General features: G+C 36.8%; 19 protein-coding genes, 1 tRNA gene and 11 pseudogenes. 15 read left to right on the top strand and 16 right to left on the bottom strand.

Going from position 1 to position 25,796, the window contains the following annotated elements; translation table 11 throughout:
• Window positions 1-78: 78 nt before the first annotated feature.
• From N7U66_RS13755 to N7U66_RS13725, 7 genes are all read right to left on the bottom strand, one after another.
• Window positions 79-657, bottom strand: a complete 579-nt coding sequence (locus N7U66_RS13755; RefSeq protein ID WP_267675808.1) for a T9SS type A sorting domain-containing protein — start codon at window positions 655-657, stop codon at window positions 79-81.
• Between the two features lies 1 nt (window position 658).
• A complete protein-coding gene (locus N7U66_RS13750; protein WP_267675807.1) occupies window positions 659-1,273 on the bottom strand; it encodes a hypothetical protein in 615 nt (204 codons plus the stop codon).
• Between the two features lie 132 nt (window positions 1,274-1,405).
• On the bottom strand, window positions 1,406-2,440 hold the full coding sequence (locus N7U66_RS13745; protein ID WP_267675806.1) for a hypothetical protein: 1,035 nt from the start codon (window positions 2,438-2,440) through the stop codon (window positions 1,406-1,408).
• A 60-nt stretch (window positions 2,441-2,500) separates the two neighbouring features.
• Entirely contained in the window at window positions 2,501-2,797 is a 297-nt protein-coding gene (locus N7U66_RS13740) for a beta propeller repeat protein (RefSeq protein WP_267675805.1), read from the bottom strand.
• Complete coding sequence (locus N7U66_RS13735; RefSeq protein ID WP_267675804.1) at window positions 2,761-3,540, bottom strand: WD40/YVTN/BNR-like repeat-containing protein; 780 nt, start codon at window positions 3,538-3,540, stop codon at window positions 2,761-2,763. The genes N7U66_RS13740 and N7U66_RS13735 overlap by 37 nt, the downstream gene beginning before the upstream one ends.
• Window positions 3,541-3,610: 70 nt before the next feature.
• Window positions 3,611-4,150 carry a nuclear transport factor 2 family protein gene (locus N7U66_RS13730; protein WP_267675803.1) on the bottom strand — a complete coding sequence of 180 codons (540 nt, stop codon included), beginning with the start codon at window positions 4,148-4,150 and terminating at the stop codon, window positions 3,611-3,613.
• Window positions 4,147-4,668: a hypothetical protein gene (locus N7U66_RS13725; RefSeq protein WP_267675802.1), complete on the bottom strand. Its 522-nt coding sequence runs from the start codon at window positions 4,666-4,668 to the stop codon at window positions 4,147-4,149. The genes N7U66_RS13730 and N7U66_RS13725 overlap by 4 nt, the downstream gene beginning before the upstream one ends.
• Window positions 4,669-4,827: 159 nt before the next feature.
• On the opposite strand from N7U66_RS13725, the pseudogene N7U66_RS13720 reads away from it, so the two are divergent.
• Window positions 4,828-5,774, top strand: a pseudogene (locus N7U66_RS13720) (NAD-dependent epimerase/dehydratase family protein).
• A 96-nt stretch (window positions 5,775-5,870) separates the two neighbouring features.
• Here the strand turns inward: N7U66_RS13720 and glpK are convergent.
• The 5 genes and pseudogenes from glpK to rseP form a co-directional block, all read right to left on the bottom strand.
• Window positions 5,871-7,372 (bottom strand): annotated as a pseudogene (gene glpK, locus N7U66_RS13715) (glycerol kinase GlpK).
• A gap of 2 nt (window positions 7,373-7,374) precedes the next feature.
• Window positions 7,375-8,951 (bottom strand): annotated as a pseudogene (locus N7U66_RS22630) (FAD-dependent oxidoreductase).
• Window positions 8,952-9,283: 332 nt separating this feature from the next.
• On the bottom strand, window positions 9,284-9,676 hold the full coding sequence (locus N7U66_RS13705; protein ID WP_267675801.1) for a hypothetical protein: 393 nt from the start codon (window positions 9,674-9,676) through the stop codon (window positions 9,284-9,286).
• 64 nt (window positions 9,677-9,740) lie between these two features.
• Window positions 9,741-9,814, bottom strand: a tRNA-Asn gene (locus N7U66_RS13700).
• 88 nt (window positions 9,815-9,902) lie between these two features.
• Window positions 9,903-11,246, bottom strand: a pseudogene (gene rseP, locus N7U66_RS13695) (RIP metalloprotease RseP).
• A gap of 165 nt (window positions 11,247-11,411) precedes the next feature.
• On the opposite strand from rseP, the gene N7U66_RS13690 reads away from it, so the two are divergent.
• From N7U66_RS13690 to feoB, 3 genes and pseudogenes are all read left to right on the top strand, one after another.
• Complete coding sequence (locus tag N7U66_RS13690; RefSeq protein WP_267675800.1) at window positions 11,412-12,086, top strand: SCO family protein; 675 nt, start codon at window positions 11,412-11,414, stop codon at window positions 12,084-12,086.
• Between the two features lie 72 nt (window positions 12,087-12,158).
• The gene (locus N7U66_RS13685; protein ID WP_267675799.1) at window positions 12,159-12,386 is read left to right on the top strand and encodes a FeoA family protein; all 228 of its coding nucleotides are present in this window, start codon (window positions 12,159-12,161) and stop codon (window positions 12,384-12,386) included.
• Window positions 12,383-14,483: pseudogene (feoB, locus tag N7U66_RS13680) on the top strand (ferrous iron transport protein B). Before N7U66_RS13685 ends, feoB begins: the two are co-directional and overlap by 4 nt.
• Before the next feature lie 337 nt (window positions 14,484-14,820).
• On the opposite strand, the gene N7U66_RS13670 reads toward feoB, so the two are convergent.
• Window positions 14,821-15,231, bottom strand: coding sequence for a hypothetical protein (locus tag N7U66_RS13670; RefSeq protein WP_267675797.1), 411 nt, complete (start codon window positions 15,229-15,231; stop codon window positions 14,821-14,823).
• 127 nt (window positions 15,232-15,358) lie between these two features.
• On the opposite strand from N7U66_RS13670, the gene N7U66_RS13665 reads away from it, so the two are divergent.
• The 8 genes and pseudogenes from N7U66_RS13665 to N7U66_RS13635 all read left to right on the top strand — a co-directional run bounded on the left by N7U66_RS13665 (window position 15,359) and on the right by N7U66_RS13635 (window position 20,918).
• Entirely contained in the window at window positions 15,359-16,015 is a 657-nt protein-coding gene (locus N7U66_RS13665) for a metal-dependent transcriptional regulator (RefSeq protein WP_267675796.1), read from the top strand.
• Window positions 16,005-16,616, top strand: a complete 612-nt coding sequence (locus N7U66_RS13660; RefSeq protein WP_267675795.1) for a transporter — start codon at window positions 16,005-16,007, stop codon at window positions 16,614-16,616. The genes N7U66_RS13665 and N7U66_RS13660 overlap by 11 nt, the downstream gene beginning before the upstream one ends.
• A 23-nt stretch (window positions 16,617-16,639) precedes the next feature.
• Window positions 16,640-16,804, top strand: coding sequence for a transporter (locus N7U66_RS13655; protein WP_267675794.1), 165 nt, complete (start codon window positions 16,640-16,642; stop codon window positions 16,802-16,804).
• Window positions 16,805-16,863: 59 nt separating this feature from the next.
• Window positions 16,864-17,779, top strand: a pseudogene (locus tag N7U66_RS13650) (metal ABC transporter solute-binding protein, Zn/Mn family).
• Window positions 17,780-17,900: 121 nt separating this feature from the next.
• Window positions 17,901-18,263 (top strand): metal ABC transporter ATP-binding protein, encoded by a 363-nt coding sequence (locus N7U66_RS22625; RefSeq protein ID WP_390886577.1) that lies wholly within the window; start codon window positions 17,901-17,903, stop codon window positions 18,261-18,263.
• Window positions 18,161-18,535 carry a metal ABC transporter ATP-binding protein gene (locus tag N7U66_RS22620; protein WP_390886576.1) on the top strand — a complete coding sequence of 125 codons (375 nt, stop codon included), beginning with the start codon at window positions 18,161-18,163 and terminating at the stop codon, window positions 18,533-18,535. Before N7U66_RS22625 ends, N7U66_RS22620 begins: the two co-directional genes overlap by 103 nt.
• Before the next feature lie 100 nt (window positions 18,536-18,635).
• Window positions 18,636-19,764 (top strand): annotated as a pseudogene (locus N7U66_RS13640) (metal ABC transporter permease).
• Window positions 19,757-20,918: pseudogene (locus tag N7U66_RS13635) on the top strand (metal ABC transporter permease). Before N7U66_RS13640 ends, N7U66_RS13635 begins: the two co-directional pseudogenes overlap by 8 nt.
• Here the strand turns inward: N7U66_RS13635 and N7U66_RS13630 are convergent.
• Window positions 20,919-21,344: a hypothetical protein gene (locus N7U66_RS13630; protein WP_267675793.1), complete on the bottom strand. Its 426-nt coding sequence runs from the start codon at window positions 21,342-21,344 to the stop codon at window positions 20,919-20,921.
• A gap of 53 nt (window positions 21,345-21,397) precedes the next feature.
• Window positions 21,398-22,206, bottom strand: a pseudogene (locus N7U66_RS13625) (TerB family tellurite resistance protein).
• A 317-nt stretch (window positions 22,207-22,523) separates the two neighbouring features.
• Here N7U66_RS13625 and N7U66_RS13620 point away from each other — a divergent pair.
• From N7U66_RS13620 to N7U66_RS13610, 3 genes and pseudogenes are all read left to right on the top strand, one after another.
• Window positions 22,524-22,934: a BrxA/BrxB family bacilliredoxin gene (locus N7U66_RS13620; RefSeq protein ID WP_267675792.1), complete on the top strand. Its 411-nt coding sequence runs from the start codon at window positions 22,524-22,526 to the stop codon at window positions 22,932-22,934.
• A 125-nt stretch (window positions 22,935-23,059) separates the two neighbouring features.
• Entirely contained in the window at window positions 23,060-23,797 is a 738-nt protein-coding gene (locus N7U66_RS13615; RefSeq protein ID WP_267675791.1) for a lysophospholipid acyltransferase family protein, read from the top strand.
• Window positions 23,790-24,447 (top strand): annotated as a pseudogene (locus N7U66_RS13610) (HD domain-containing protein). Before N7U66_RS13615 ends, N7U66_RS13610 begins: the two are co-directional and overlap by 8 nt.
• A gap of 219 nt (window positions 24,448-24,666) precedes the next feature.
• Here N7U66_RS13610 and N7U66_RS13605 read toward each other — a convergent pair.
• Window positions 24,667-25,743, bottom strand: a pseudogene (locus N7U66_RS13605) (PA0069 family radical SAM protein).
• Window positions 25,744-25,796: the final 53 nt, after the last annotated feature.

The raw sequence follows: 25,796 nt of genomic DNA, 5'->3' as shown, positions 1-25,796 counted from the left end.
TTTCTATCTTAAAATAACTTTAACAAAAAAAGCGCATTCAAATCTATGAATGCGCTTTTGTTTTGAATTTACTTATAGTTAATCCAATATTAATTTTTTAGTGAGTTTACTATGTCCTTTCGAAATACTAAGAAAATACATGCCAGCAGAATAATCTGCCATATTCAATGCATACTGTTTGTTATTTGGAGTAACGTTAGTGTGCTTAAGAATTATTTTTCCTGAAACGTCATAGATTTCTATATCGAAAGCCTCATTCGTTTCTGTTTTAATGTTGAACACTCCTTTAGACGGATTAGGAAAAATTGAGAAATTACTAGTGGCAAATTCATCAACACCTAAAACATTTCCTGCAATCACTAAATTGTCTACAATAACACCTTCTTGTGCTACGGCTTGATCCGAATGGAAAACAAATCGAAACATCATGTTGCTCTCTGTCGCAAATGCCGATAAATTATACCGGTATGGCGTTAAGGTAGATACCTCACCTGTCCATTGGGCTCCTGGACAATTTAAACAATTGGATCCTGGTACGGTATCACTATTATACCAATTCAAATCTGTAGCTGTCCCTAAAACCTGCCACGACTGGCCTTCATTGATGGAGTATTCCATGTAAACCAAATCCCAATCCTCTTCTAATTGAAATGCCATATCAAAACTTATTTCTCGGATTTGAAATAGTAGTTAAATCATAGCACTCACTTACTAAATAACTTTTGGTATTATGGCTATATTGCCCTTCTAAATTTGTTCCGTACACTTGGTTTGAAGGATTTTCTGTGTCGTTTAACACATTTCCAGCAGGAATCCCGCGGGTCCAGTACTTGGTAGACGAACCCTCGTCAAAAACTAAAAGCATTTCATTAACAGTCTCAAAAGTATTGATAACGTCCGTCGTCCCGGGCGCGTTCGCAAGGATTATTTTATCTTCTGAATTGTTATTTGAAGCAAAAGCATCATTCGTAGTGTTTGCTACTGCTGTAAATGTATGTAATCCTTTAGACAATGAAAATTGTGGCAACGACACAAACGTTGAAGCTTCTGAAACGAGGTTTCCTGTCCAATTGTAATTAGTGTCTACTCCATCAACAAAATAAATAAAATCAACACTAGTAATTGTTGATACACCATTGTTTTTAATTTCAACTTGGGGTGTTACCACAGCATTACATTCTATGGAATCACTTATACCTGACACTGAAACCAATTTAACATCCGTTGGCGCCAATGTGGTTTGCATTACAGATTGCCGAGATGCCTCTACCATATGTGGCCGCTGTTATTTTATTGTCGAAAACGTTAAGCTCTATATCTCTAACCGAGACATTTGGCATTCCATTATTAAACGGTTCCCAAAGTAATGTATCGTCATCATAGCGATACACCCCTAAACTCGTCCCTAAATATAATGGGTTCTTAGCGTGTAAATTCTGATGCTTGAGTGAGTTTTTAGTAACCGATGGTAACCCTGATGAAATATTGGTAAAGTTTTGACCACCATCATTCGATTGGTACACTTGACCATTTGTTCCGAAGTTGTGACATAAACAATATTACTATCTTGGGTATTGACTTCAATAGAGGTAATATTTACGGAAAAGGTTTCTATTACATTAAATGTAATCCCTCGATCTGTACTTTTTCTTAGACTTGAATTCAATGCAATAAAAATAGTATTTGTATTACTCTCATCTATTTCCAAAACATCAATATTAAAATTATTACCAAAATTTGGAGATATCTGTGTCCAAGAATTGTTTTCAAGTTTATACAAGCTGGAATACCCCGCGTATAATTCACCATCACTATTCATTACTAACGGTGTAATCCAATTTCCACCACTGTCATTCGTGGCATCATTCGTTTCAGCATCCGGCGCTCCAATACTTCCATTTGCACTAGCACCGGAAGAATTAGAAAGATACAAACCACCTCCAAACTGTATAAAACCATAATAGTTGTTAGAATTATTTGGATCTATTGCCGTATCCATGCCATCAGCACCATAATAATTTTGCCAAGTATTATTACTATAGGCATGACCTCCATTATCTTGTAAGCCTCCCATAAGCTTGTCTGAAGATTGCTTTGAGACTGCAATGCGATAAAATTGTCCAATTTGCATGCCTCCAGTAAAATCGGAAAAACTAACTGCCGCATTATCCGACTTATAAAAACCGCCATCAGAACCGACTAGTAATTCCCCTTCGTAGAAACGCATAAAATGAATATCGGCATGTGTATAGGTGGAACTAGCAGGGGAACTCCAATTATTAATTTTAGTAAAACTCGCTTGGTTGGTTGTTGTACTTACAACACCTTTCCGGACATTTAATACCCCTGTATAAATTTCATTTTCGTCTGTGTCAGACACAGCGAATGCCATATCGTAATAACTTTGTCCAGATTCAAAAATATCTCCCACAGTAGCCATATTAGCTACCGTTGCAAAGGAATTTCCGAATCTACAGATTTATATACCCCTTTAAAATCTCTACCCCCATCTGAAGCCAATACATAGACAACATCCGGATTTATTGGCGTTACATCTATGACTAATCTTGAAATGCTCGCCGTTGGTAAACCGTGAAGCTGTGGTGTTATACTCGGTATAATTCTCTCCAGCATCTGTCGATTTCCAAAAACGATTACTACTCACCGCATAAATGGTATTCACATCTCCTGGTTTGAGTTTAATATCTCGCATGTTCTCCCCTTGGGTTCCATTGGTATTACTCCAAGTTACGCCCGCGTCTATAGATTTATAAATCCCGAATCTGTAGCCACCCAAAGCATATTAGAGTCATTCGGATTAATATAAATGTCATTCATATAATAAGGTGAGTTCCCGGCATTTAACCCCGTAGGGTTCCATGTTGAACCCCCATCTATAGATTTCATCACCCCTACGCTATACGAATCACCACCGTCATCATCACCAGTAGCAATGTATATGGTTCCAGGATTTCCGTAATCTACAGCAATACCGGACACCCCAATTTGAGGTAAATCATCCGTAGTCGTTTCCCACGACATGCCACCATCTGTTGATCGCCAAAAACCGCCTGCTGGAGCTCCTGCATAATAGGTATTAGCAAGTACGGCATCTTTAACCACGACATTTATGCGTCCTTGACCAGAAGACCAGGACCCTGTATTTGAATGGGTAAAAGGTCCAACCGGTTGCCAGTCACTAAAATCTGTCCTGCCACTTGTATTCGTCGCATTTTTTTTAGTACTTAAGTAAGTATTCCATAATTCTTCATTTGTAGGTAAGGTGCCATCGTCCTTAACAAAATTCGCCCAATAGGCCTCCCAACGTTTAAACGGTTTATAACCACTCCCTTTCACCTTTGGATTTTTGTTTTTCCAGTAGGCATTAAAAACGTCTACAACTTCTTGAAATGTAACAGGATTATTTGTGTTTTTTCCGGCTTCAACATTTATAGTTTCCATCCAAGGCGCATTTTGATTGTATTGCGCTTGAACCACACCAACGAGTAAAAGGAAGGCTAAGACTAGTAATTTTTTCATATTTTTTTCGATTTGGTTGGCTAAAATAAAGGATAAAGCTATGATTATGAAAGTTTTACTTTATAAATATTTAAAAACCATTCATTTTGTTATTTGACTGTAAAGTTTTTGCGTATAAACTATCCAATGGTGCCTTAATTTTTACAATTTCGGAGACCTTCTCATTTGGGATCGTTATAGACAGCACATAATGGGCTATTTTCCATTGATTGTTTTCTAATTTTAGAACCCCTGAGCCCCTACATAATTTCATTTGTGTCTCTAAAATCTCATCAAACCAAGCGGTGGTTTTATCGTTATCAATATAAATATTTCTATCAATTGCAGTAAAACTCCACGCTTTGCCTTTATCAAAATAGGGTTTTGAAAAGGCTCTAAAGGCTTCATTCTTCCAATTCTCAGAGGCGTCTGTTCCTATAAAAACACCGTCACTTGTCATTAAACTGAAATAGTTGTCAAAATTGGCTTCAGCAGCTGCTTTATGCCATTGGTCAAGAACCCTATTAGTTTCTGCTTTTAAGTCTTCAAGAGATGTTTGATTTTCTACTTTAATTTCTGCTTTACAAGCTGTGATCAATATTGAGAAAATAAATAGTTTTAAAAACCTCATACTGAATCCGGTTTAATAATGTTTTGTGCTTCTTTTTCAAACTTTTTATTAATTTGAAGCGTGACATAAGAGAACGCTTGAAACAATTCTTTAACAGCAATAAGCCGGTCTTTCTTCTCTATCGTTTTTAGATCAATAGCCTCCCTCAATTTCAATAATTTTGTCCTCAAAACCAGCACTCTTGCTTGAACGGGATCAGAATCGATACTCACAGGAATGGTTAGTTTTAAATCCTTTAAAAGGGTATTAAACTCTTCATCATCCGTTTTGAAAAAGTCGAAATTTGCTGTTCTTAGCTTACCCATAGCCGATGAAACCGTGGCATATGCCTGCCAAGAGTCTAAAGCATTCTTGGCCTTTTCATCTACACCATAATCAACATAACTTAATTGGGAAAGGTCTTCAATAGTAATTTTAGTAGAATCAGCTTCAACAGCAAAGTCCTTAGTTGCCGCAGTTCCTTCTTTTTTGCAAGCCACGAGGGAGGTTATGACCAAAAGAATGATAAAATATTTCATATATAAAAAATCGGTTAAGCTACAAATATATTGCATTCGAAGTTTTAAGTTCTTAGGAATATCATAAAAATGAACTTACAGACTTAATATTGGTGAATTCCCTTTTAAATGAGTAAAATCTTAGTATTTTTGACCGCATTTAAAAATGGAAATCATATGATGTCTTCAAAAATTTTAATCATTGGCGCTTGCGGTCAAATTGGATCAGAACTCACCTTTAAATTAAGAGAAATCTATGGTGATACTAATGTTATCGCTAGTGATATTAGTTATAATAACTTAGATATTGTAAACTCGGGATTATTTGAAATTATAGATGCTATGGATTATAAATCCATAAAAGTTTGTATAGAAAAACACCATATAGACACCGTTTATCTCATGGCGGCGATGTTAAGCGCTACTGGAGAAAAGTATCCTATGAAAGCATGGGATTTAAATATGACCTCTTTATTTCACGTATTAGATTTAGCTAAAGCTAAATTTATTAAAAAAGTGTTCGGCCTTCCAGTATCGCTGTTTTTGGCCCATCAACGCCTAAGGAAAACACCCCACAATACACCACGATGGAGCCTACAACCGTATATGGAATAACCAAACAAGTTGGTGAACGCTGGTGTGAATATTACCACCAAAAATATGATGTAGACGTACGGTCTATTCGATATCCAGGTATTATTAGTTGGAAAACCTTACCTGGTGGAGGCACCACAGATTATGCTGTTGAAATTTATCATGAAGCGCTAAAAACTAAAAAATACGATTGTTTTTTATCTAAAAAAACAGCATTACCTATGTTATTCATGGATGATGCTATTAAAGCTACTGTAGATATCATGCAAGCCAAAGCTTCTGATATAAAAATTAGATCTTCTTATAATTTATCAGCCATTTCATTTACCCCGGAAGATATTACGGCTTCAATTAAAAAACACATTCCGGAGTTTGAAATCACATATTCTCCTGATTTTAGACAGCAGATTGCAGATTCTTGGCCAAGTAGTATTGACGATTCTCAGGCTAGACAAGACTGGAACTGGAAACACAGCTTCGATTTGGAGGCGATTACGAATGAAATGTTAACACAACTTAAAAGTAAGTATTAGCACCAAGGCTTTATAAATAGTAATTCTCATTTATGAGTGACGCGTGGCGTGTTTTACAACGGGAACTAAAAGCATCTATTACTTTTTTAAAAAGTATCATTCCTTTTCAGTCCAACCCTGTGTTCTTTTAACCGCTTCATGCCATTTTTTTATTTTTAGTTGTACGTCATGTTCGGCATGGCAGCTTTAAATACACGATCAATACTGCACTGTGCTTGTAACACTTCAAGAGATTCCCAATATCTCACCGCTAATCCGGCTAAATAAGCCGCTCCTAGTGCAGTAGTCTCTAGCATTTTGGGTCTGATGACATCAAAACCAAAAATATCACTTTGAAATTGTAGCATTAAATTATTAGCAGAGGCACCACCATCAACCCGCAATGTTGTACATTTTTCACCAGCATCCTCTTCCATTGCTCGAACAACATCATACACTTGATAAGCGATACCTTCTAAAGTGGCTCGGGCAATATGTGCTTGCGTGGTTCCTCGAGAAATGCCAAAAATGGCACCACGTGCAAAGGGGTCCCAATACGGCGCTCCCAATCCTGTAAGTGCTGGAACAAAATAAACATCTTCATTGGCTTCTATGGTACTCGCTAGGCGTTCAATTGATTGTGAGTCATCGATAAGTTTTAGTCCATCACGTAGCCACTGTACTGCCGCACCACCAACAAAAACACTGCCTTCCAGCGCATATTGGATTCTCCCATTTATTTGCCAGGCTATAGTAGTTAATAAATTATTTTTTGAAACTATTGGCGTTTCGCCAGTATTCATGAGCAAAAAGCAACCGGTTCCATAGGTGTTTTTTGCCATGCCTTTTTTAATACAGAGTTGTCCAAATAATGCTGCCTGTTGATCTCCAGCAATCCCTGCGATTTTAACAGGGGTGTCAAAAACGGCAATAGCCGTTTCCGCAAATATCATAGAGCTTTCACAAACTTCCGGCAGGATGCTTTTGGGAATAGTGAACAACTCTAAAAGACTATCGTCCCAGGTTAACTCATGAATATTAAATAATAGCGTCCTACTGGCATTGCTTACATCGGTAATGTGCTTTTTGCCATGGGTTAACTTATAGACTAACCAAGAGTCTATCGTTCCAAAACAGAGGTTACCCGCTTCAGCTTCTGCTCTAGCGCCTGTAACATTATCTAAAATCCATTTGATTTTTGTAGCGGAAAAATAAGCATCAATTAACAAACCTGTTTTGTTCTTAATGGTTTCGGCATGTCCTTTTTTGATTAAGTCATCACAATACTTTCCCGTCCGTCTGTCTTGCCAAACAATGGCGTTATATATGGGTTCTCCCGTCGTTCTATTCCATAGCACGGTGGTTTCTCTTTGATTAGTAATACCTATAGCTGCTATAGCTTTGGATGCAATGTCTGTCTTTTTGAGAACACTTTTAATAGTGAATAATTGGGATTCCCAAATCGTGTTTGCATTGTGTTCCACCCACCCGCATTGTGGTAAAATTTGATCAAAATCCTGCTGAGCCAACGCTACGGTTTCTCCTTTGCGATTAAAAATAATGGAGCGTGAAGACGTTGTCCCCTGATCTAAGGCTAAAATGAATTGGTCATTTATCATGATTACGATGCTATTAAATACCCTTTGGCTAATGCTATAAATTCATCCGCCTTTTTTTTAGCCCAAAGGCTGTTCTTTTGGAGCGTTTCTGCTAAAATAGTCGCAACCTGTGGTGCCACCTCTATGGCCGCTTGGGCATCTAAAAATAATAAACGCATGCGTCTCGCTAAAATATCTTCAACAGTTCTTGCCATTTCATGAGTAATCGCGAAAATAACTTCGGAAACGGTAAAATCATAGTTGGGGTGCAATTTTTCGGAAGAACCTAACGTTGTTCTTTCAAGAGTTTCTAAAGCTTGTAACTCGCTACCATAAACATAACGATGACTGTTTAATTTTGAAGTGTTTTCAGAAACATTTCCGTAAAGTGACAAGTGTTCTGTAACACAGCGCTTCGCTTCCAAGTGATGTACTAATATAGCTTTATCAACCAGCTCCTCTGCCATTATACGATACGTAGTCCATTTACCACCAACCAAAGACAACAATCCCGTTTCTGATACTATAATTTTATGTCCTCTCGGAAATTTCTTTAGTTTCACTTTTGTCGCGTGAAGGTGCGACCAAGGGTCTTAATCCCACAAACACGGATAAAACATCTTTCCTTTACGGGGCATTGCTTAGGTAAACTTTACATGTATTTAGAATAAAATCTATTTCTTCTGCTAGAGGCTTAGGTTCGTATTTAGGCTTCACGTTGGGCGTATCTGTGGTCCCAACCACTACTTTTCCATGCCACGGAATGATGAATAACACACGGCCATCACTCGTTTTTGGAATCATGATCGCCGTATCACTTTGTAAGAAAGAGGCGTCTAACACCAAATGAATGCCTTGACTTGGCACTATTTTTAAAGGCTCCCGTTCTCTACCGTTAAGTTTCAAAATCTTATTCGCAAAAACACCTGTTGCATTAATAACCACTTTAGATTTTATTTTGTGCTTAATATTCGTTTCGATATCTAAAACAAGAACCCCACAGACGTTATTAGCGTCGTCCTTTAGCAAATCGACCACTTTAAAATAATTTAAAACCACGGCTTTATGCTGTATTGCCGTTTGTGCCAAATTTAATGCCAATCGCGAATCATCAAATTGGCCGTCTTGATAAGACACACCACTTTTAAGGTTTTTAGACTTTAAAACAGGAATCACATCTTGGGCTGTTCCTTTGCTTATCAATCTTGATTTCCCCAAACTCAATCGTCCGAGAGAGCACATCGTATACTTTCAATCCAAAAGCATAATACACGCCTTGCCACCATTTGTAGTTTGGGATAATAAAGGTTTGGTTTTTAAATAAGTGTTTGGCGTTTTTTGCCAATAAACCGCGTTCTTTTAGAGCTTCCATAACTAGGGATATATTCCCTTGAGCGAGATAACGCACCCCGCCATGAACTAATTTTGTACTACGACTAGAGGTGCCTTTTGCAAAATCAATACTTTCAAATAATGCGGTTTTATAACCACGTGAAGCGGCATCTACTGCAATACCAAGACCACTTGCTCCTCCTCCAATAATAATAAAATCGAATAACGCTGTTTCTTTTAACTGAGCAATGAGTAGGTTGCGATCCATGAGTTGGTTTTAAGTTTGAGTATGAAAATATTGCTTTTAAATTGAAAACCGAAATATAAGCGCTCAAAGATATTTTACAGATTCCTAAAAGTGGTTTTATCATGAAAACGTAATAAGCCTTCTTTTTTTGATTAAAATACTAACGTTCTTTTTGCAACAATAAAATGAACAGGAAAGGAAGTGTCTAAGATCGTTATAGCAGTAGTTTAGTGAACTCTCATGTGCCTTGATTAAAGCAAGGACAAAAGTGTTATTGACACACTACTCATTAGGCTGGAATAGTATTTTTTTTATATAATAGAAAAAGGCTTTGGTTTCATATAAATGTAAGATTACAATTTAGATTGGCACCACGACACAGCCTGGTCTACAGAATTGAAATTCTTTAAAAACCCATCTAGGAAAGTATTTTCAACATCAATCATACTTTCTTGTAAAACGGTGTAGGTGACAGCGGCAAAAGCAGCTATTGTTGGAAACACCTCTTTTATTTTTAAATAATTCATAGGAATTAAAGAATAGGAATGCACTCTATTTGAAATATAGGCAAACGGTTTATCTTGAAAATGCAAAGTGACAAGTTCAGACACTTTAAGAGCATCGTCAATATCAAAACAGAAGCCCTCACTAATTTCGGTTATTAGAAAGTTCTCATAGAAATCTACTTTACCAAAATTAAAGGTGTAACTTTTAATTAATTTATAGTTTTCTAATGCTTGTGACATACAGTATAATACAATCTGCTTATAATAAAAAAAGCCACTATTTCTAGTGGCTTCTCTAAACTTGCTCCTCCTCTTAGGCTCGAACTAAGGACCCTCTGATTAACAGTCAGATGCTCTAACCAACTGAGCTAAGGAGGAGTGTTTTTCGCTGTTGCGAGCGCAAATATAAATCGTTTTTTAGTTTCTACAAAAGACTTTTATATATTTTTTGAAAATATTTAGTTTTCTATTTGAAAAATTCCATAATCGCCTTGTATGCATCGTTTCCATTTGCAAAGAGTACCAACCCTATTAATATAAAGAAACCTACCATTTGTGCATACTCCATAAATTTATCTCCGGGTTTACGACCAGTAACCATTTCGTAAAGTAAAAACATGACATGACCCCCATCTAATGCCGGTATAGGCAATAAATTAAGCACCCCTAACATAATAGACAAAAATGCTGTTAACGACCGGAAAGCTGGCCAATTCCATGCCGAAGGAAATAACTGACCAATAGCAGCGAAACCGCCAATTTGTGAGGCTCCTTTTTTTGTGAAAATATATTGAAACTGCGCTAAGTAATCTTTCACAGTCCAATACCCTTTAGAAAGGCCTCCAGTGACACTTTCTCCTATAGCGTAGTCTTTATGTTTTACTTCGGAAAAGCGCCGTAATCTAATTTATTTCGAATTCCTAAAGTGTTGCTCTCTTTATCAGGAGTAATAGAAAATTCTTGAATTGTTGTATCTCTCTTTACCTTTATAGTAATCGTTTCCGCCGATTTATTGTGCAATGCATAAGCGAAATCTGAAGTAAACTCAATAGGTTTTCCATCGATACTTATAATTTTATCTGACTCAAGTAAACCAGCTTTGAAAGCTGGTGAATCTGGAAATATTGAATCTATATATTTTACCGGATATCTTATATCCAAAGCAGGATAATCCCCTGCTTCAAACAATTGCGTGCCTATATCTTCTCGGAACAGTAAGCGTTTCTGTAGTTCCATCTTCATGCATCACTACCACACTTTTAGTATCACGAAACATTAAATAAGTGTTTATATTGTCTGCCTCTGCATGAGAAACCCCATTAATAGAAAGAATTTTATCCCCTTGCTGGAAACCATATTGCTCCATCGTTTTTGTGACACCATAACCAAAAACAACATCTTCTGCATTTCTATAGTCTTTTCCCCGGACAAAAAGAATCATCATGTATAACACAAATGCCAAGATAAAATTAACAATCACACCACCAAGCATGATAATCAAACGTTGCCAGGTAGGCTTAGACCTAAATTCCCAGGGTTGTGGTGGCTTGGCCATAGCCTCTGTATCCATGCTTTCATCAATCATTCCCGATATTTTCACATAACCCCCTAAAGGTAGCCAGCCAATACCATAAACGGTTTCTCCTATTTTCTTTTTAAACAAGGAAAACTTAACATCAAAAAACAAGTAGAATTTTTCTACACGCGTTTTAAACAATTTTGCTGGTATGAAATGACCTAGTTCATGGAGTATGACTAGAATAGATAAACTTAAAAGTAATTGTGCTCCTTTTATTAAAAATACACTCATTGATGATTTTAATTTTTATAACGCCCAAAAGTAAGTATTTAGACTTAGTTTAAAAAGCTAATCTTCTTTTGCTTTTTGAATACATAGCAATTTATGCGCCAAAACATTTAGAAACGATTATTTTACGTCGTATTTTTACACTTTGAATGAATACACCCTAAACAAATGCTGTCCTTTTTTAAAGATTATAAATACTTCGCCATTGGCTTTTTTTTACTTTCTGCTGTTATCATTTCCATTTTCTATTCCATATTAAGCGTTGAAAAACCCTTACCGATATATAACCCAGCAAACGTTGAAACCACTTTGGTTGATAGTACCATTCAACATGTCAAGAAGTATCATAAAATAGCCGATTTTAGTCTTACCAATCAAAACGGAAGAACCATCACACAAGACGATTACAAAGACAAAATTTATGTAGCTGATTTCTTTTTCACGACTTGCCGGACGATTTGTCCGATAATGACAGACCACATGTACGAGATACAAAAAACGATAGCAGATGATGATGATGTAATGTTACTTTCACATTCGGTGACACCTGTTATTGATAGCGTCTCCCAATTAAAAAAATACGCCAAAATTAAAGGGGTAAACGATAAAAAATGGAATTTAGTAACCGGCGACAAAAAACAAATTTACGAATTGGCCCGAAAAAGTTATTTGGCAGTAAAGTCTGTTGGTAACGGCGACCAATACGACATGATCCATACCGAAAACTTTATGCTTATAGATAAAAAACGTCAAATTCGCGGATTTTATGACGGGACCAGCCCTGAAGCTATAGACGCATTGCTTTTAGATATTAAAAAGTTAAAAAAAGAATACCAAGACTAGTTTTCTCTCTACAATTTTTTAGCCTTAACTTTTTGCCTTATTTTTGCTTCTTTAAAATCAATCTAAATAAGCTTGACTACAACACTTGCAAACTTAAAACGTGGTGAACGCGCCGTAATTACTGATGTTTCATCAGACTTGATTCCATTGAAATTACTTGAAATGGGATGTTTACCAGGTAACAGTGTTGAATTAGTTCAAGTAGCACCCTTTGCAGACCCCATGTATTTAAACATAAACGGAACCCATTTAGCCATTAGAAAAGAAACAGCTATTCATATTTTAATCGATAAAATATGAGCAAGCAAATTAATGTCGCGTTAATAGGTAATCCCAATACTGGTAAAACCTCTGTTTTTAATGCCTTAACTGGTTTAAACCAACAAGTTGGTAATTATCCGGGTATTACGGTTGAAAAAAAGAAGGCATTTGCAAACTGCCTCGTGGTGTTAAAGCCCATATTATTGATTTGCCAGGCACTTACAGTTTAAATGCGTCTTCTCTTGATGAGAATGTAGTGATTGAACTCCTTTTAAACAGAAACGATAAAGATTTTCCGAGATGTTGCCGTTGTGGTTAGCGACGTAGAGAATTTAAAGCGTAATTTATTACTTTTTACACAAATTAAAGATTTAGAAATTCCTTGTTTATTGGTTATAAATATGGCAGACCGCATGCGCCGTAAAGGGATTTCTTTAGATATTGGCTTTCTAGAACAGCAGTTAGAAACTAAAATAGCGTTGATTAGCACTCGTAAAAATGAGGGCATCGTATTGCTAAAACAATTGATTAGTAATTACAAAGAGCTCTCCATTTCGCCTTGCTTAAACGCCTCTGACATTGATCCTGACTATTTTGATAGGCTTCGAAAAGCGTTCCCAAATCAGCTTTTGTATAAATTATGGCTCGTCATTACCCAAGATGTTAACTTCGGAAAAACAGATCGTAAAGAAATTGATGCCATTGCCAGTTTTAAAACCAAATCTAAAAGTGACTTAAAACGACTGCAGCAAAAAGAAACTATAAAAAGATATCAGTTTATTAATGAAGTTCTAAAAAAAGGGCAAACGGTAGATGTTTCTCAAGCAAAAGATTTAAGAACCAAATTTGATCGTGTATTAACCCATAAAGTTTGGGGTTATTTAATTTTCTTCCTCATTCTTTTAACGATATTTCAAGCCATTTACGATTGGTCTACGGTACCCATGGATCTTATCGATGGTGCTTTTGCTTCATTAAGTGAGTGGCTAAAAACCACGTTACCGAGAAGGTGCGGCTACTAATTTGTTAGCAGAGGGGATCATTCCAGGATTAGGAGGTATCGTGATTTTCATTCCTCAAATCGCTTTTCTGTTCCTATTTATTGCGGTTTTAGAAGAAACTGGCTATATGAGTCGTGTGGTCTTTTTAATGGACAGAATCATGCGTCGTTTTGGGCTGAGCGGAAAAAGTATCGTACCACTTATTTCCGGTACTGCTTGCGCCATTCCCGCGATTATGGCCACTAGGAATATTGAGAGTTGGAAAGAACGCTTAATCACTATATTAGTAACGCCTTTTACGACCTGCTCTGCACGATTACCTGTGTACTTAATTATTATCTCCTTAGTGATCCCTGAAGGCAACTTTTTAGGATTAGGCTATCAAGCATTAACATTAATGCTTCTCTATTTGCTTGGATTTGCTGCTGCTATTGTTTCGGCCTATGTATTGAATAAAATTCTAAAAATAAAAAGCAAAACGTTTTTTGTCATAGAAATGCCTAATTATAAGCTGCCTATGTTTAAGAATGTTGCGATTACCGTTCTAGAAAAAACTAAGTCCTTTATTTTTGGAGCTGGTAAAATTATTTTAGCCATTTCAATTGTACTATGGTTTTTAGCCTCTTATGGTCCTGGTGAACAATTTAATGAGGCCGAAAGCATCGTGACTGCACAATATGGGAATGAAAATTTAGATGAAGATGTACTACAACAAAAAATCGCCTCTCATAAATTAGAGCATTCCTTTATTGGTATTACAGGAAGAGCCATCGAACCAGCCATTAGACCATTGGGTTATGATTGGAAAATAGGTATCGCCATTGTGAGTTCTTTTGCCGCCCGTGAGGTGTTTGTTGGTACACTGGCAACCATATACAGTGTAGGTAGTGATGATGAAGAAACGATTAAGAACAGAATGGCGGGAGAGGTAAACCCCATACTTGGCGGGCCCCTATTTAATTTTGCTTCGGGAATTTCACTATTATTATTTTATGCCTTTGCCATGCAATGCATGAGTACTTTAGCCATTGTAAAACGGGAAACCAACAGTTGGAAATGGCCCACTTATCAGTTCGTTATAATGACCGCCATTGCCTATGTTGCGGCATTTTTGGCATTTCAGTTTTTAAAATAAAAAGCGTATCTTTAAATAGCGACTCAAACATTATGAACACGATTATTCAAAACATATTAGTATTTATAACCTTAGGTTTCGCTTTGACATTTTTAATTAGGAAATTTGTTCTGAAAAAGAAGTCGAAAAAAGCGTGTGGAACAGACGATTGCGGGTGCCATTAAGAGCTATCGAATACGATTTTTTCCTAAATAAAGTCTCTTCATTTGCAAGACCCCTCTAAGATGCTTACCCCCACCCATTACTTGATGCCTTTCCATGGTTTACATCATTTCAATGGTGTTCAAGAGAGAATAATGACAGCAGTAAATACCTCCTTTTTAGGGTTTACATTAAGCTAATCCTTAACATACAACTCTATTTTATAGTCTTCTTGCGCTATTTTTTCTTTATAAACAGGATAAGGTATGACCTTTAATGCAGAAATCGTTAATCCTTCATCGACATAAATGTCATTAGTATTTCCTGTCGCACCAAATGTCATTTTTTTGCGGTCTATTTTTTTTTCATCTTTAAAAACATCCACAAAAACAACGACTTCTCCGGCCCACACACACTGAACACCTTTGGCGCAACGGGAATCCCCTACCACTTCCACAAATTCAATGGTTACATTCTCAATTGTGACCGTTTTTCCTAGTGGTAACAAGGCTATAATTTTAGGAGCATCCACTTTTACCATTGTAGAATCCTGCGCAAAACCAAATGCTGAAAAGCATAGTAATAATAAGACAATTGCGTATTTCATTTTAAATAAATTATACTTTAGAGTTTAAATATAACCTAATTCATGCAATAAAGTTTATAGTTTTAAAATTTTAGTTATCTTTGAATATTATTTAAGCTTACTTAAAAAATAATTAAAGCACTTATAAATGTCTGTAGCTATTGAAAATTTCGTAAAAGCCATTTACAAAAATGACCATCACGAGACCCATAATACCAAGCCTGGAAATATTGCCAAAAAACTAGGGATTTCTAATGCCGCCGCAACAGACATGGCTAAAAAGCTGGCCACTAAAGATTTACTTAACTACGAAAAATATCAGGCATTACAATTGACCGAGAAAGGGAAAAAAATGGCATTAAATGTCATTAGAAAACACCGGCTTTGGGAAGCGTTATTGCATAAAATGTTTGATATGTCTTTACACGAAATTCATCGTGAAGCCGAATTATTAGAGCATGAAACCTCTAATTTTTTAGCCAATAAAATCAGTGACTATTTAGGCAACCCAAAATTTGACCCGCATGGAGACCCCATACCCAACGAGGCTGGAGAGATAACCACGATCGACACTTCTATTGCTTTGTCTCATTCTAAAGAAAACAAGAACTATACCATTTCCCGCTTAATGAGTGATGACAAAGAGTTTTTCGATTTCTGCTCACAAAACGGATTAAAATATGGCAACAGCATTTTCGTTGTAAAGCAATTTGCCACTACAAAAATGACACAACTTTTAATTAATAATAAAACCATTCTATTAAACGAAGATTTCACAAAAATTATTTATGTCAATGAATTTTAAATACAACACCAAACATCTTTTAAGCGGTCTACTTATGGCGCTTTCTACGTCACTTTTTGCACAAGAAGAAAACACGCTTGGCGCCTTAATAACCGATCGGCCGGATGCCACAGAGTCTCCAACTGCGGTCCCTAAAAACAGCATACAAGTTGAAACAGGGGCTTTTTATGAAAGTTATGAAGAAAATAATTTTAAAACAGAAAATCTCACATATAATACAATGCTTATGCGTTACGGTTTACTAGAGAATCTAGAGTTACGATTAGGTTGGGATTACACAAATAATAAAACGAAGTTTAACGGTAATGAAGTACTCTCAACAGATAGCTTTTCGCCTTTGCTTCTAGGGTTTAAAGTGGGCATCGCTAAAGAAAAGGGTGTTTTACCGGAAATTGGCTTTCTTGGCCATTTAAACCTGCCCTTTTCAGTAAAAAAAGAACTAAGACCCGAGAACACAAGTGTAGATTTTAGATTTTCATTTGCACACACACTTAGTGAGAAATCAAGTCTATCTTATAATTTAGGCGCGGCCTGGGAAAATGATGCTCCTGAAGCAGCCTATTTGTACACCATTGCCTATGGCTACAGTTTATCTCGGTAAATGGGGGGCCTATATAGAACTCTATGGTGATTTACCGAGAAAACAATAAAGCGAACCATCTTTGGGATGCGGGAATCACCTATTTGATATCTAACAATATTCAATTAGATGCTACCGTTGGCACAAGTATCACAACAGGGCAGGACATCTTAATAAGTACTGGAGTCAGTTTTAGAATTCCTAACTAAAAATATAAAAATTATACAAACCCTAAAAATTCGGACTAGGATATATAAAAACACTTTAAATGAAAAAACACATCTTACTTATTGCCATTACCTTAACATTATTTACGTGTAAAAACAAAACAAAGCAAGACGACGGAAAGCTCAATATCGTTACCACCACCTCTATGATAACCGACTTGGTTGAAAATATAGGAGGTGATTTAATACATGTCCAGGGTCTAATGGGCAGTGGTATCGATCCCCACTTATACAAAGCAAGTGAGGGTGATGTTTCGAAATTGGTTAATGCTGATGTTATTTTCTATAATGGTTTACACTTAGAAGGTAAACTTGTAGAAGTTTTTGAAAAAATGGGTAGTAAAACGAAAACACCCATTGCTTTGGGTGAAAGTTTAAATGAAACAGAATTGATTGGTTCTGAATATTTTGCTTCAAACTACGATCCGCACGTCTCGGTTTAATATTGCCTTTTTTAAACAATTTGCAAAAAAGGTAACTCCGGTTTTGTCTGAAAAAGACCCAAAGCACGCTAAGGTTTTTACAGAAAACGCAACCCGATACCTTCAAAAGTTAGACACATTACAAGCCGCCGTTTTAGCGACTATAGAAACACTCCCTAAAGAAAAAAGAATCTTAGTTACCGCACATGACGCGTTTAATTATTTTGGTAAAAATTACGGTTTTAATGTTGTAGGCTTACAAGGGTTAAGTACAGCAACGGAAGCTGGTGTACAAGATGTACAAAATTTGGCTACCTTTATTATAGAAAATAACGTAAAAGCGATTTTTGTAGAAAGTTCTGTGCCTAAACGCACCATAGAAGCCCTTAAAGCAGCCGTGCAATCTAAAGGTCACGACGTGGTTATTGGTGGCACACTATATTCTGATGCCTTAGGAACCCCTGGGACCACCGAAGGAACTTATATAGGTATGTTTGAATATAATGTAAACACCATTGTGAATGCTTTGCTCTAGTCATTTTTTAAACAGTCCTTATTAAGGCGCATGTTTACTCGGTAGCATTGAATAAAGCGTTATAAAAATTAGAATTCGCCTTAGTTATGCATTTCTAATTCAATATGGAAAGACTAAAATTATGAAAGACAGAATAGCAGTTAAAGTAGATGATCTTACTGTAGCCTACAACTACAAACCGGTCCTTTGGGATATTGATTTGGAAATTCCTGAAGGTGTATTAATGGCCATTGTAGGCCCAAATGGTGCAGGAAAATCAACCCTTATCAAATCTATTTTAGGTATTTTAAAACCTATTGCAGGCAGTGTAACCATCTACGGAAAACCATACAGCAAGCAACGTCAATTAGTTGCTTATGTTCCGCAAAAAGGAAGTGTCGATTGGGATTTCCCAACTACAGCTTTAGATGTTGTCATGATGGGGACCTATGGAAGTTTGGGTTGGATAAAACGTCCTGGACAAAAAGAAAAAAAGAAGCTCTAGAAGCTTTAGAAAAAGTGGGAATGTTAGCATTTAAAAGTCGGCAAATTAGTCAGTTATCTGGTGGGCAACAACAGCGCATATTTTTAGCCCGTGCTTTGGTTCAAAAAGCAGCCATTTATTTTATGGATGAACCCTTTCAAGGGGTTGATGCTTCAACAGAGATTGCTATTATTAATATTTTAAAAGAATTACGAAAAGCAGGAAAAACAGTAATTGTCGTACATCACGATTTGCAAACCGTACCGAATACTTTGATTGGGTCACCTTTTTAAACGTTAAAAAAATTGCTACAGGTCCAGTAAAAGATATTTTTAACGACGACAATTTGACCAAAACCTACGGTATTAATTATAAAGTAAGCATTCAAGAATAATGGATATTCAAGACTATTTTTCTTTAGTATTTAGCGACTACACCCTTAGAACCATCACCCTTGGTACCGCCATTCTAGGTGCCATCACTGGAGTACTTGGTAGTTTTGCCGTGCTTAGAAAGCAAAGTTTACTGGGTGATGCCATTTCACATGCTGCTTTGCCCGGCATTGCCATTGCCTTTTTAATTACTGGCGCCAAAGACACCAACACCTTACTTTTAGGAGCCTTGGTAAGCGGCTTGATAGGTACTTTTTGGATTCGTGGTATTGTCAAGAAAACCCATTTAAAAAGTGATACAGCCTTAGGTTTAATTTTGTCGCTGTTTTTTGGTTTTGGTATGCTTTTATTAACGTTTATTCAAAAACAACCCAATGCTAATCAAGCGGGTTTAGACAAATATTTATTTGGTCAAGCGGCTACATTAGTCGAAAGTGATGTCTCGGCTAATGGCTATCATCACTGGATTATGCTTGTTTGTATTGCTTCTGTTTTGGAAAGAATTTAAAATTTTATTGTTTGATGCCGATTATACTAAAACACTAGGATTCAACACTAATTTTATAGATATCTTAATCACGGTTTTTATCGTTTTAGCCATTGTTTTAGGCTTACAAACCGTGGGTGTGGTTTTAATGAGTGCCATGCTACTAGCCCCCGCCGCTGCCGCCGGACAATGGACCAATAGTCTAAGTACTATGGTCATGCTTGCGGCCCTATTTGGAGCCTTTTCTGGTGTTTTTGGAACCGCAATAAGTGCGAGTCAAAATAATTTATCTACTGGCCCAGTAATTGTGATTGTTGCCGCCGTATTTGTAGTCTTCTCTTTCGTTTTTTCACCAAGTCGTGGGCTATTATTTAAGCACATCCGCTTTATTAAAAACCGCCGTGATTTGGAATTGCATAAAACACTGGCTTTCATGCATCATATTGCAGAAACTCATGACAATTACTCGCATCCACACGCCATCATACTCCTAAATAACTTCCAAGGTTATACCCGTGCCACTTTGCAAAAACTGGTAGAGAAAGATTTTGTCAAACTTGAAGGTAACCTCCGGAGTTTAACTGAAACCGGCTTTGAAACAGCAGCGAATTTATATACTAAACAACTTACAAAAGATGAATAGTGCTCAAATAGAAATACAGTTAATTGCAAGCCTGGTTGCGATCGCCTGTGCCATTCCAGGCACTTTTTTAGTACTTAGGAAAATGGCGATGATTAGTGACGCCATTAGCCATTCTATTTTACCTGGTATTGTTATTGGTTTTTTCATCACACAAGATCTTAACTCTCCCTTATTAATTCTTCTAGCAGCCTTTACCGGCATCATTACCGTAGTTTTGGTAGAATACATACAGAAAACTGGTCTCGGTAAAAGAAGACACCGCTATTGGGCTAGTCTTTCCAGCCTTGTTTAGTATTGGTGTGATTTTAATCGCCAAAAATGCTAATGATGTTCATTTGGATATTGATGCGGTTTTATTAGGCGAATTAGCCTTTGCGCCTTTTGATAGGTTACTCATTTCGGGCGTTGATGTAGGTCCAAAATCACTATGGATTATTGGGGTTATTTTATTCATTACTGTTGCTCTGTTAATTGCCTTTTTTAAAGAACTCAAGGTGAGTACCTTTGATGCAGGTTTAGCCGCTTCTTTGGGCTTTTCGCCAGCGCTTATTCATTACGGATTAATGAGTGTTGCCTCGGTGACCACCGTGGGAGCTTTTGATGCTGTTGGTGCTATTTTAGTAGTCGCCTTAATGATTGCTCCTGCTGCAACAGCATACTTATTAACGACCAACTTAAAGAAAATGCTAGGTTTAGCTATTGGTTTTGGGGTCTTGAGTGCGCTTTCTGGTTATTGGTTAGCCCATTGGCTAGATGCTTCTATTGCTGGCTCTATAACAACGATGTTAGGCTTAATTTTTTTAATGGTGTATTTATTCGCCCCTAGCAAAGGCGTGATTGCTGTTTTATACAGAGAAAGACAACAGCGTACAGAAGTTTCGTTATTAACCTTTTTACTTCACTTAAAAAATCACGACGAAGCAGAAGAACGCCACGTGAATCACTTGCGAGAACACATTAACTGGCAAAAAGTAAGAGCTAAAACCGTATTGGAATTAGCACTTAAGAACAATATGATTGTGGTTGAAAAAAACATCGTTTCACTCACAGAAAAAGGAAACACCTTTACTACAAAAGCTATTGATTACATAATTACTAATAAAGATTCTCAGATTGAGCATATGAAGGATGATTTCTTTTTGTTTAGAGGGTAGCTACTCTATTTTAATAAAGGTCTTCCCTTTAATCCATAATATTTCAGATTCAAAAAACCGAATAGAGGTTTTACGAGTTCTATTAGAGTGATCTCTTTTTGATTTAGAATCAAATCGTGCTTTAGATTTATTTAAGTCTATCGTATGTTTTTCATCAAAATCCCTTGGAGTTGTAGAAAAGGTTACGATTTTTTTGTCCTGCTTCCAACACCCTTTTCCATAAACATTTTTCCCTTTAGGAATACCCATATCGTGATATTCATTAGAATGAAACATAAATGAGCCATCGGGTTTTAGGATAAGGTTTTGGGTAAGATTGGCGTTACTAGATTCAAGTTTGTATTCATAATGACCAACATAACTTTCTGTTTGTGACATACCATTAAAACTAATAATCATGTACAAAGTAAATATGAGGTGTTTCATTTTGATAGGTGAATTAAAATTGAAAATCTGTTATTAAAAAAGGTGTTTGAAGACTAAAATCCACGCTGCTTCTGCAACTGCTCATAGGCTTTTTGCACTTGTCTAAACTTATCTTCCGCGCCTTTTTTGTGCTCCTCTCCTAAGTGTTCTACTTTATCGGGATGGTATTTTTTAGCCATTTGACGATAGGCCTTTTTAATGTCATCATTGGAGGCCGTTTTATCGATTTCCAAAATTTTATAAGCGTTATCTTGTAGGTTATAGAACATCGCTTTAATGCTATTATAATCACGAGAACTAATGCCTAAATATCCTGAAATCGTATAAATCGGCGTTCCTCATCCTCGGCAACCATCTCATCGGCTTTGGCGATTCCAAATAAGAAGTGTATTAACTGCAAACGCGACGCATGATCCATCATTTGTCTGATTTGAACACACACTTCACGTAGTGGCACGGTTTGACTGCTTATCCCTTTAAACAATCTAAAGGCCTTATTGGCTCTATCTTTACCATACATGCTTACAAACTGCTGACGTACAAAATCCAACTCACGTTGGTCTTGTTTTCCATCGGCCTTAATCACCACCGAGGCTAAAATGAGTAAACTCACCTCAAAATCTCCCGATGTGGTTTGCGCGCGACGTTGTTGTTGTGTGCGGTAATCGGGTGGTGTTCTATAATGAGGTTGCCGACGGTTTTGTCTTGATTGTGTTTGCTTGTTTTCTCCTTGACCTAAAAAGAAACCCCCGTCGCCAGCAAAAGCATCACCCAAACTACCTAATGCTACACCAATAATCGCTCCAATGGGCCCTCCAAAAGACCAACCCAGCACGGCGCCTAACCATTTTAATCCGCTCATTTTTTATCATTTTTTAGTACCCGTAAATATAATACTTTGTTAGTTGTAAAAAAGGTGATTTTGTTACGACTCTATTGGTTTTACCTACTTTTAACATTTTTGATTTGACCGCAAACAATTAACACTTCGGAAGTACACAAGACAGGCTCTTCTCGAGTTTTCTTTAGTTGTGATACTCTATTTTAAAACAAAAATACAGCACTAAAAACCTGACCTTCTCGCACCCCATTGACATAACGTGACGCCCAAATCGACATTAGCATGAAAATTGATTAACTTTGTATAGTGAACATTAATAAAATTAAAAAAGAAAAGATATGTATCCAGCAGAATTAGTAAAACCTATGAGCGAAGATTTAACGAACGCAGGTTTTGAGGCATTGCACACAGCAGAAGCGGTAGATGCAGCAATCACTAAAGAAGGCACAACACTAGTTGTTGTAAATTCGGTATGTGGTTGTGCAGCAGCCAATGCGCGTCCAGGAGCTAAAATGAGTTTAAAGAATGATAAAAAACCATCAAATATCGTGACTGTTTTTGCAGGAGTAGATAAAGAAGCGGTTGATAGAGCACGTGGTCACATGATCCCTTTTCCTCCAAGCTCGCCAAGTATGGCTTTATTTAAAAATGGAGAATTAGTACATATGTTAGAACGCCACCATATTGAAGGAAGACCAGCAGAGTTAATTGCTGAAAACCTTATCGATGCTTATAACGAGCACTGCTAGTCATCATTTTAAATCGCGAGAAGTATTTAAGCAAGCTTCTGTGCGAATGTATATGACAAAAAAGAGATTAACCACGTTTTATTGACGTGGTTTTTTTATTTTTGAAAGGTGACACAACTAAACACATGAAAAAATTAATAGCCTATCCTTTAACCTGTATTTATTACCTGTTTTTCGGATTTTTCTTAGTCCTATTTCACCCCATACAATGGGTTTGCTTTCGCGTTTTTGGTTACCAAGCGCATAAAGTAAGTGTGGATTATCTTAACTTTTTTTTGAGCCGCTGTTTACATCTTTTAGGGGTTAGACTGTCACTTTTTGGACGAGAAAATATCCCCGAAAATGTTCCTGTTATTCTTGTTGCGAATCACCGGAGCATGAACGACATACCTCCAATTATTTGGTTTATGCGCAAATGCCATCCTAAATTTATTAGTAAAAAAGAGTTAGGTAAAGGCATCCCTAGTGTGTCTTATAATTTACGGCATGGTGGCTCTATTTTGATTAATAGAAAAGATCCAATACAAGCTGTAAATGCTATAAAAACAATGGCACATTATATTGAACAGAATAATCGTGGTGTGGTTATTTTCCCTGAAGGTACCCGAAGCAGGACTGGTGTCCCCAAACCTTTTCAAACCAGGGGATTAAAAACCCTCTTTCAACAAGCACCCAATGCACTAGTATTACCGATCTCGATTAACAATTCTTGGAAAACTTTGAGATATGGCAAATTTCCAATGGGTCTTGGAGCACATATTAAATATACGATACACCAACCCTTGAAAGTAAGTGATTTTGAAATTAATACCCTTTTAAAGTTGGTAGAATCCACCATTGTAAATGCCGTTGAAAATGAATAATGAAGCACTTATTGAAGCCACCAAAGCTTTTGTTAAACAGGAATTAGCGAACGCTGAAGGGGGTCACGACTGGTTCCACACGCTTAGGGTGTATAACAACGCCAAACATATCGCTCAACAAGAAGAGGTAGATCCTTTAATCGTGGCTTTAGGCGCTTTATTACATGATATTGCCGATAGTAAATTCTATGATGGAGATGATACTGTTGGTCCACAAAAAGCACGTCAGTTTTTGTTTAATCACAATGTAGATTCTGTGGTTATCGAACACGTCGTGAAAATTATTCAACACATTTCGTATAGCTCTAACATTAATGAAGCTAACGTTTTTAAATCTTTAGAATTAGACGTCATTCAAGATGCGGACCGTTTAGAAGCTCTAGGTGCTATAGGCATTGCCCGCACGTTTAATTACGGCGGATTTAAAAATAGAGCGATTTATAATCCGAGATATAAAGCCAAATCTGAAAATGACCAAAGCTGAATATAAGACAGCAGACGCCCCTACCATCAATCACTTTTATGAAAAATTATTGCTTTTAAAGGATAAAATGAATACAAAGACGGGTAAACACATGGCTCAAGGGCGTCATGAGTATATGGTTTCGTTTTTAGAACAGTTCTATGGAGAGTGGCATGGTGAACGCTAGAAAATCATTCATAACTTATTAAAAATGTTTCCTTTCTGTACCTTAAAGGATTCTCGCCTGAAATCTCCACAAACACAGTATTAAAGTATGACACATTATCGCATGCAAGGGATTAAAAAAGTAATGTAATTGCATCTTTACGTACTAAAAACCATGTGATCGCTCTATTGGAGACCGTAGATTTAAATTTAGTTGTATAAATACCGTTTAACGTATTCTTTAAAACAACTTCAACTGCTCGTCTTTATATTCTTCATGAAGCGCTGTATTCAACGGTGGTAGTGATTGACCTTTAAAATATTTTAATTGCGCGAGTGTAACCAAATCATTTATTTGTTTAGCGATAGGCCCTTCCCCTTTCATTCGTGAACCATATCGACTATCATTTAACTGCCCACCGTGACAGCTTTCTATTTGATGCAAAACCTTATCTGCTCGGTCTCGGTAGATTTTTCTTTATCCAATCGGTAAAGATGACACCAATAGCGCCATTTAATCTTACAATGGTATGTGCCATGCTCGAAGCACCAGCTTCAGAGACTGCTTTTGCCGTGAGGTAAAATTTCATGACTGTTTATAGAAGGAATAATTGGAGCCAACATCACATTTACAGGAATCCCATGATCGCTTAGCGTTTTAACAGTCTCCAGTCTTTTTTTTATTGTCGCTGTTCGGGGTTCTAAAATACGCCGGGTCGTTTCCGAAAGTGAGGTGATAGACATATTTACACTTATTAAGTGGTCTGCTGACAGCGCTTTTAACACCTCTAAGTCACGGAGAATTAACGTGTTCTTTGTTATTATAGAAACCGGATGCTTGTACTTTAAGAAGATGTCCAGACAGCGTTTTGTAATTTCAAATTGTTTTTCAGCGGGTTGATAACAATCTGTATTCCCGGACATAACGATGGGATGTGCCTTCCAACTTTTCTTTTTTAACAGGGTTTCCAGTAATTACGGCGCGTTCTTTTTAACTAGAATACGTCGTTCGAAATCTAAGCCTGCACTATAGCCCCAATATTCATGACTGTTCCTGGCGTAGCAGTAAATACAGCCATGCTCACAGCCTTGATACATGTTCATAGAATACCCCATACCCACATCTCGGACTGTTGACCGTGTTCACAATCGTTTTTGGGAATACCTCTAAATACAAGGTCTTGTTTTTGTCTGCTAATTCTCCTTCCTTCTCACAGAATTCTAAAAAATCATCACGCATGTCATGCGACAATTCAAAAAAACGATTGTGCGTATTCAGTTGCGCACCACGGCCTTTTATATTAGAATTGTTCAACATCTTTAATAATTTATGTAAAATTACAAATAATGGTGTTTTAACTCATGGATTGT

The sequence above is a fragment of the Lacinutrix neustonica genome (genome assembly GCF_026625145.1).
Lineage (GTDB): Bacteria > Bacteroidota > Bacteroidia > Flavobacteriales > Flavobacteriaceae > Lacinutrix > Lacinutrix neustonica.
Note: the sequence above shows the minus strand (reverse complement) of the source record. Positions and strands in the feature narration are given on the sequence as shown.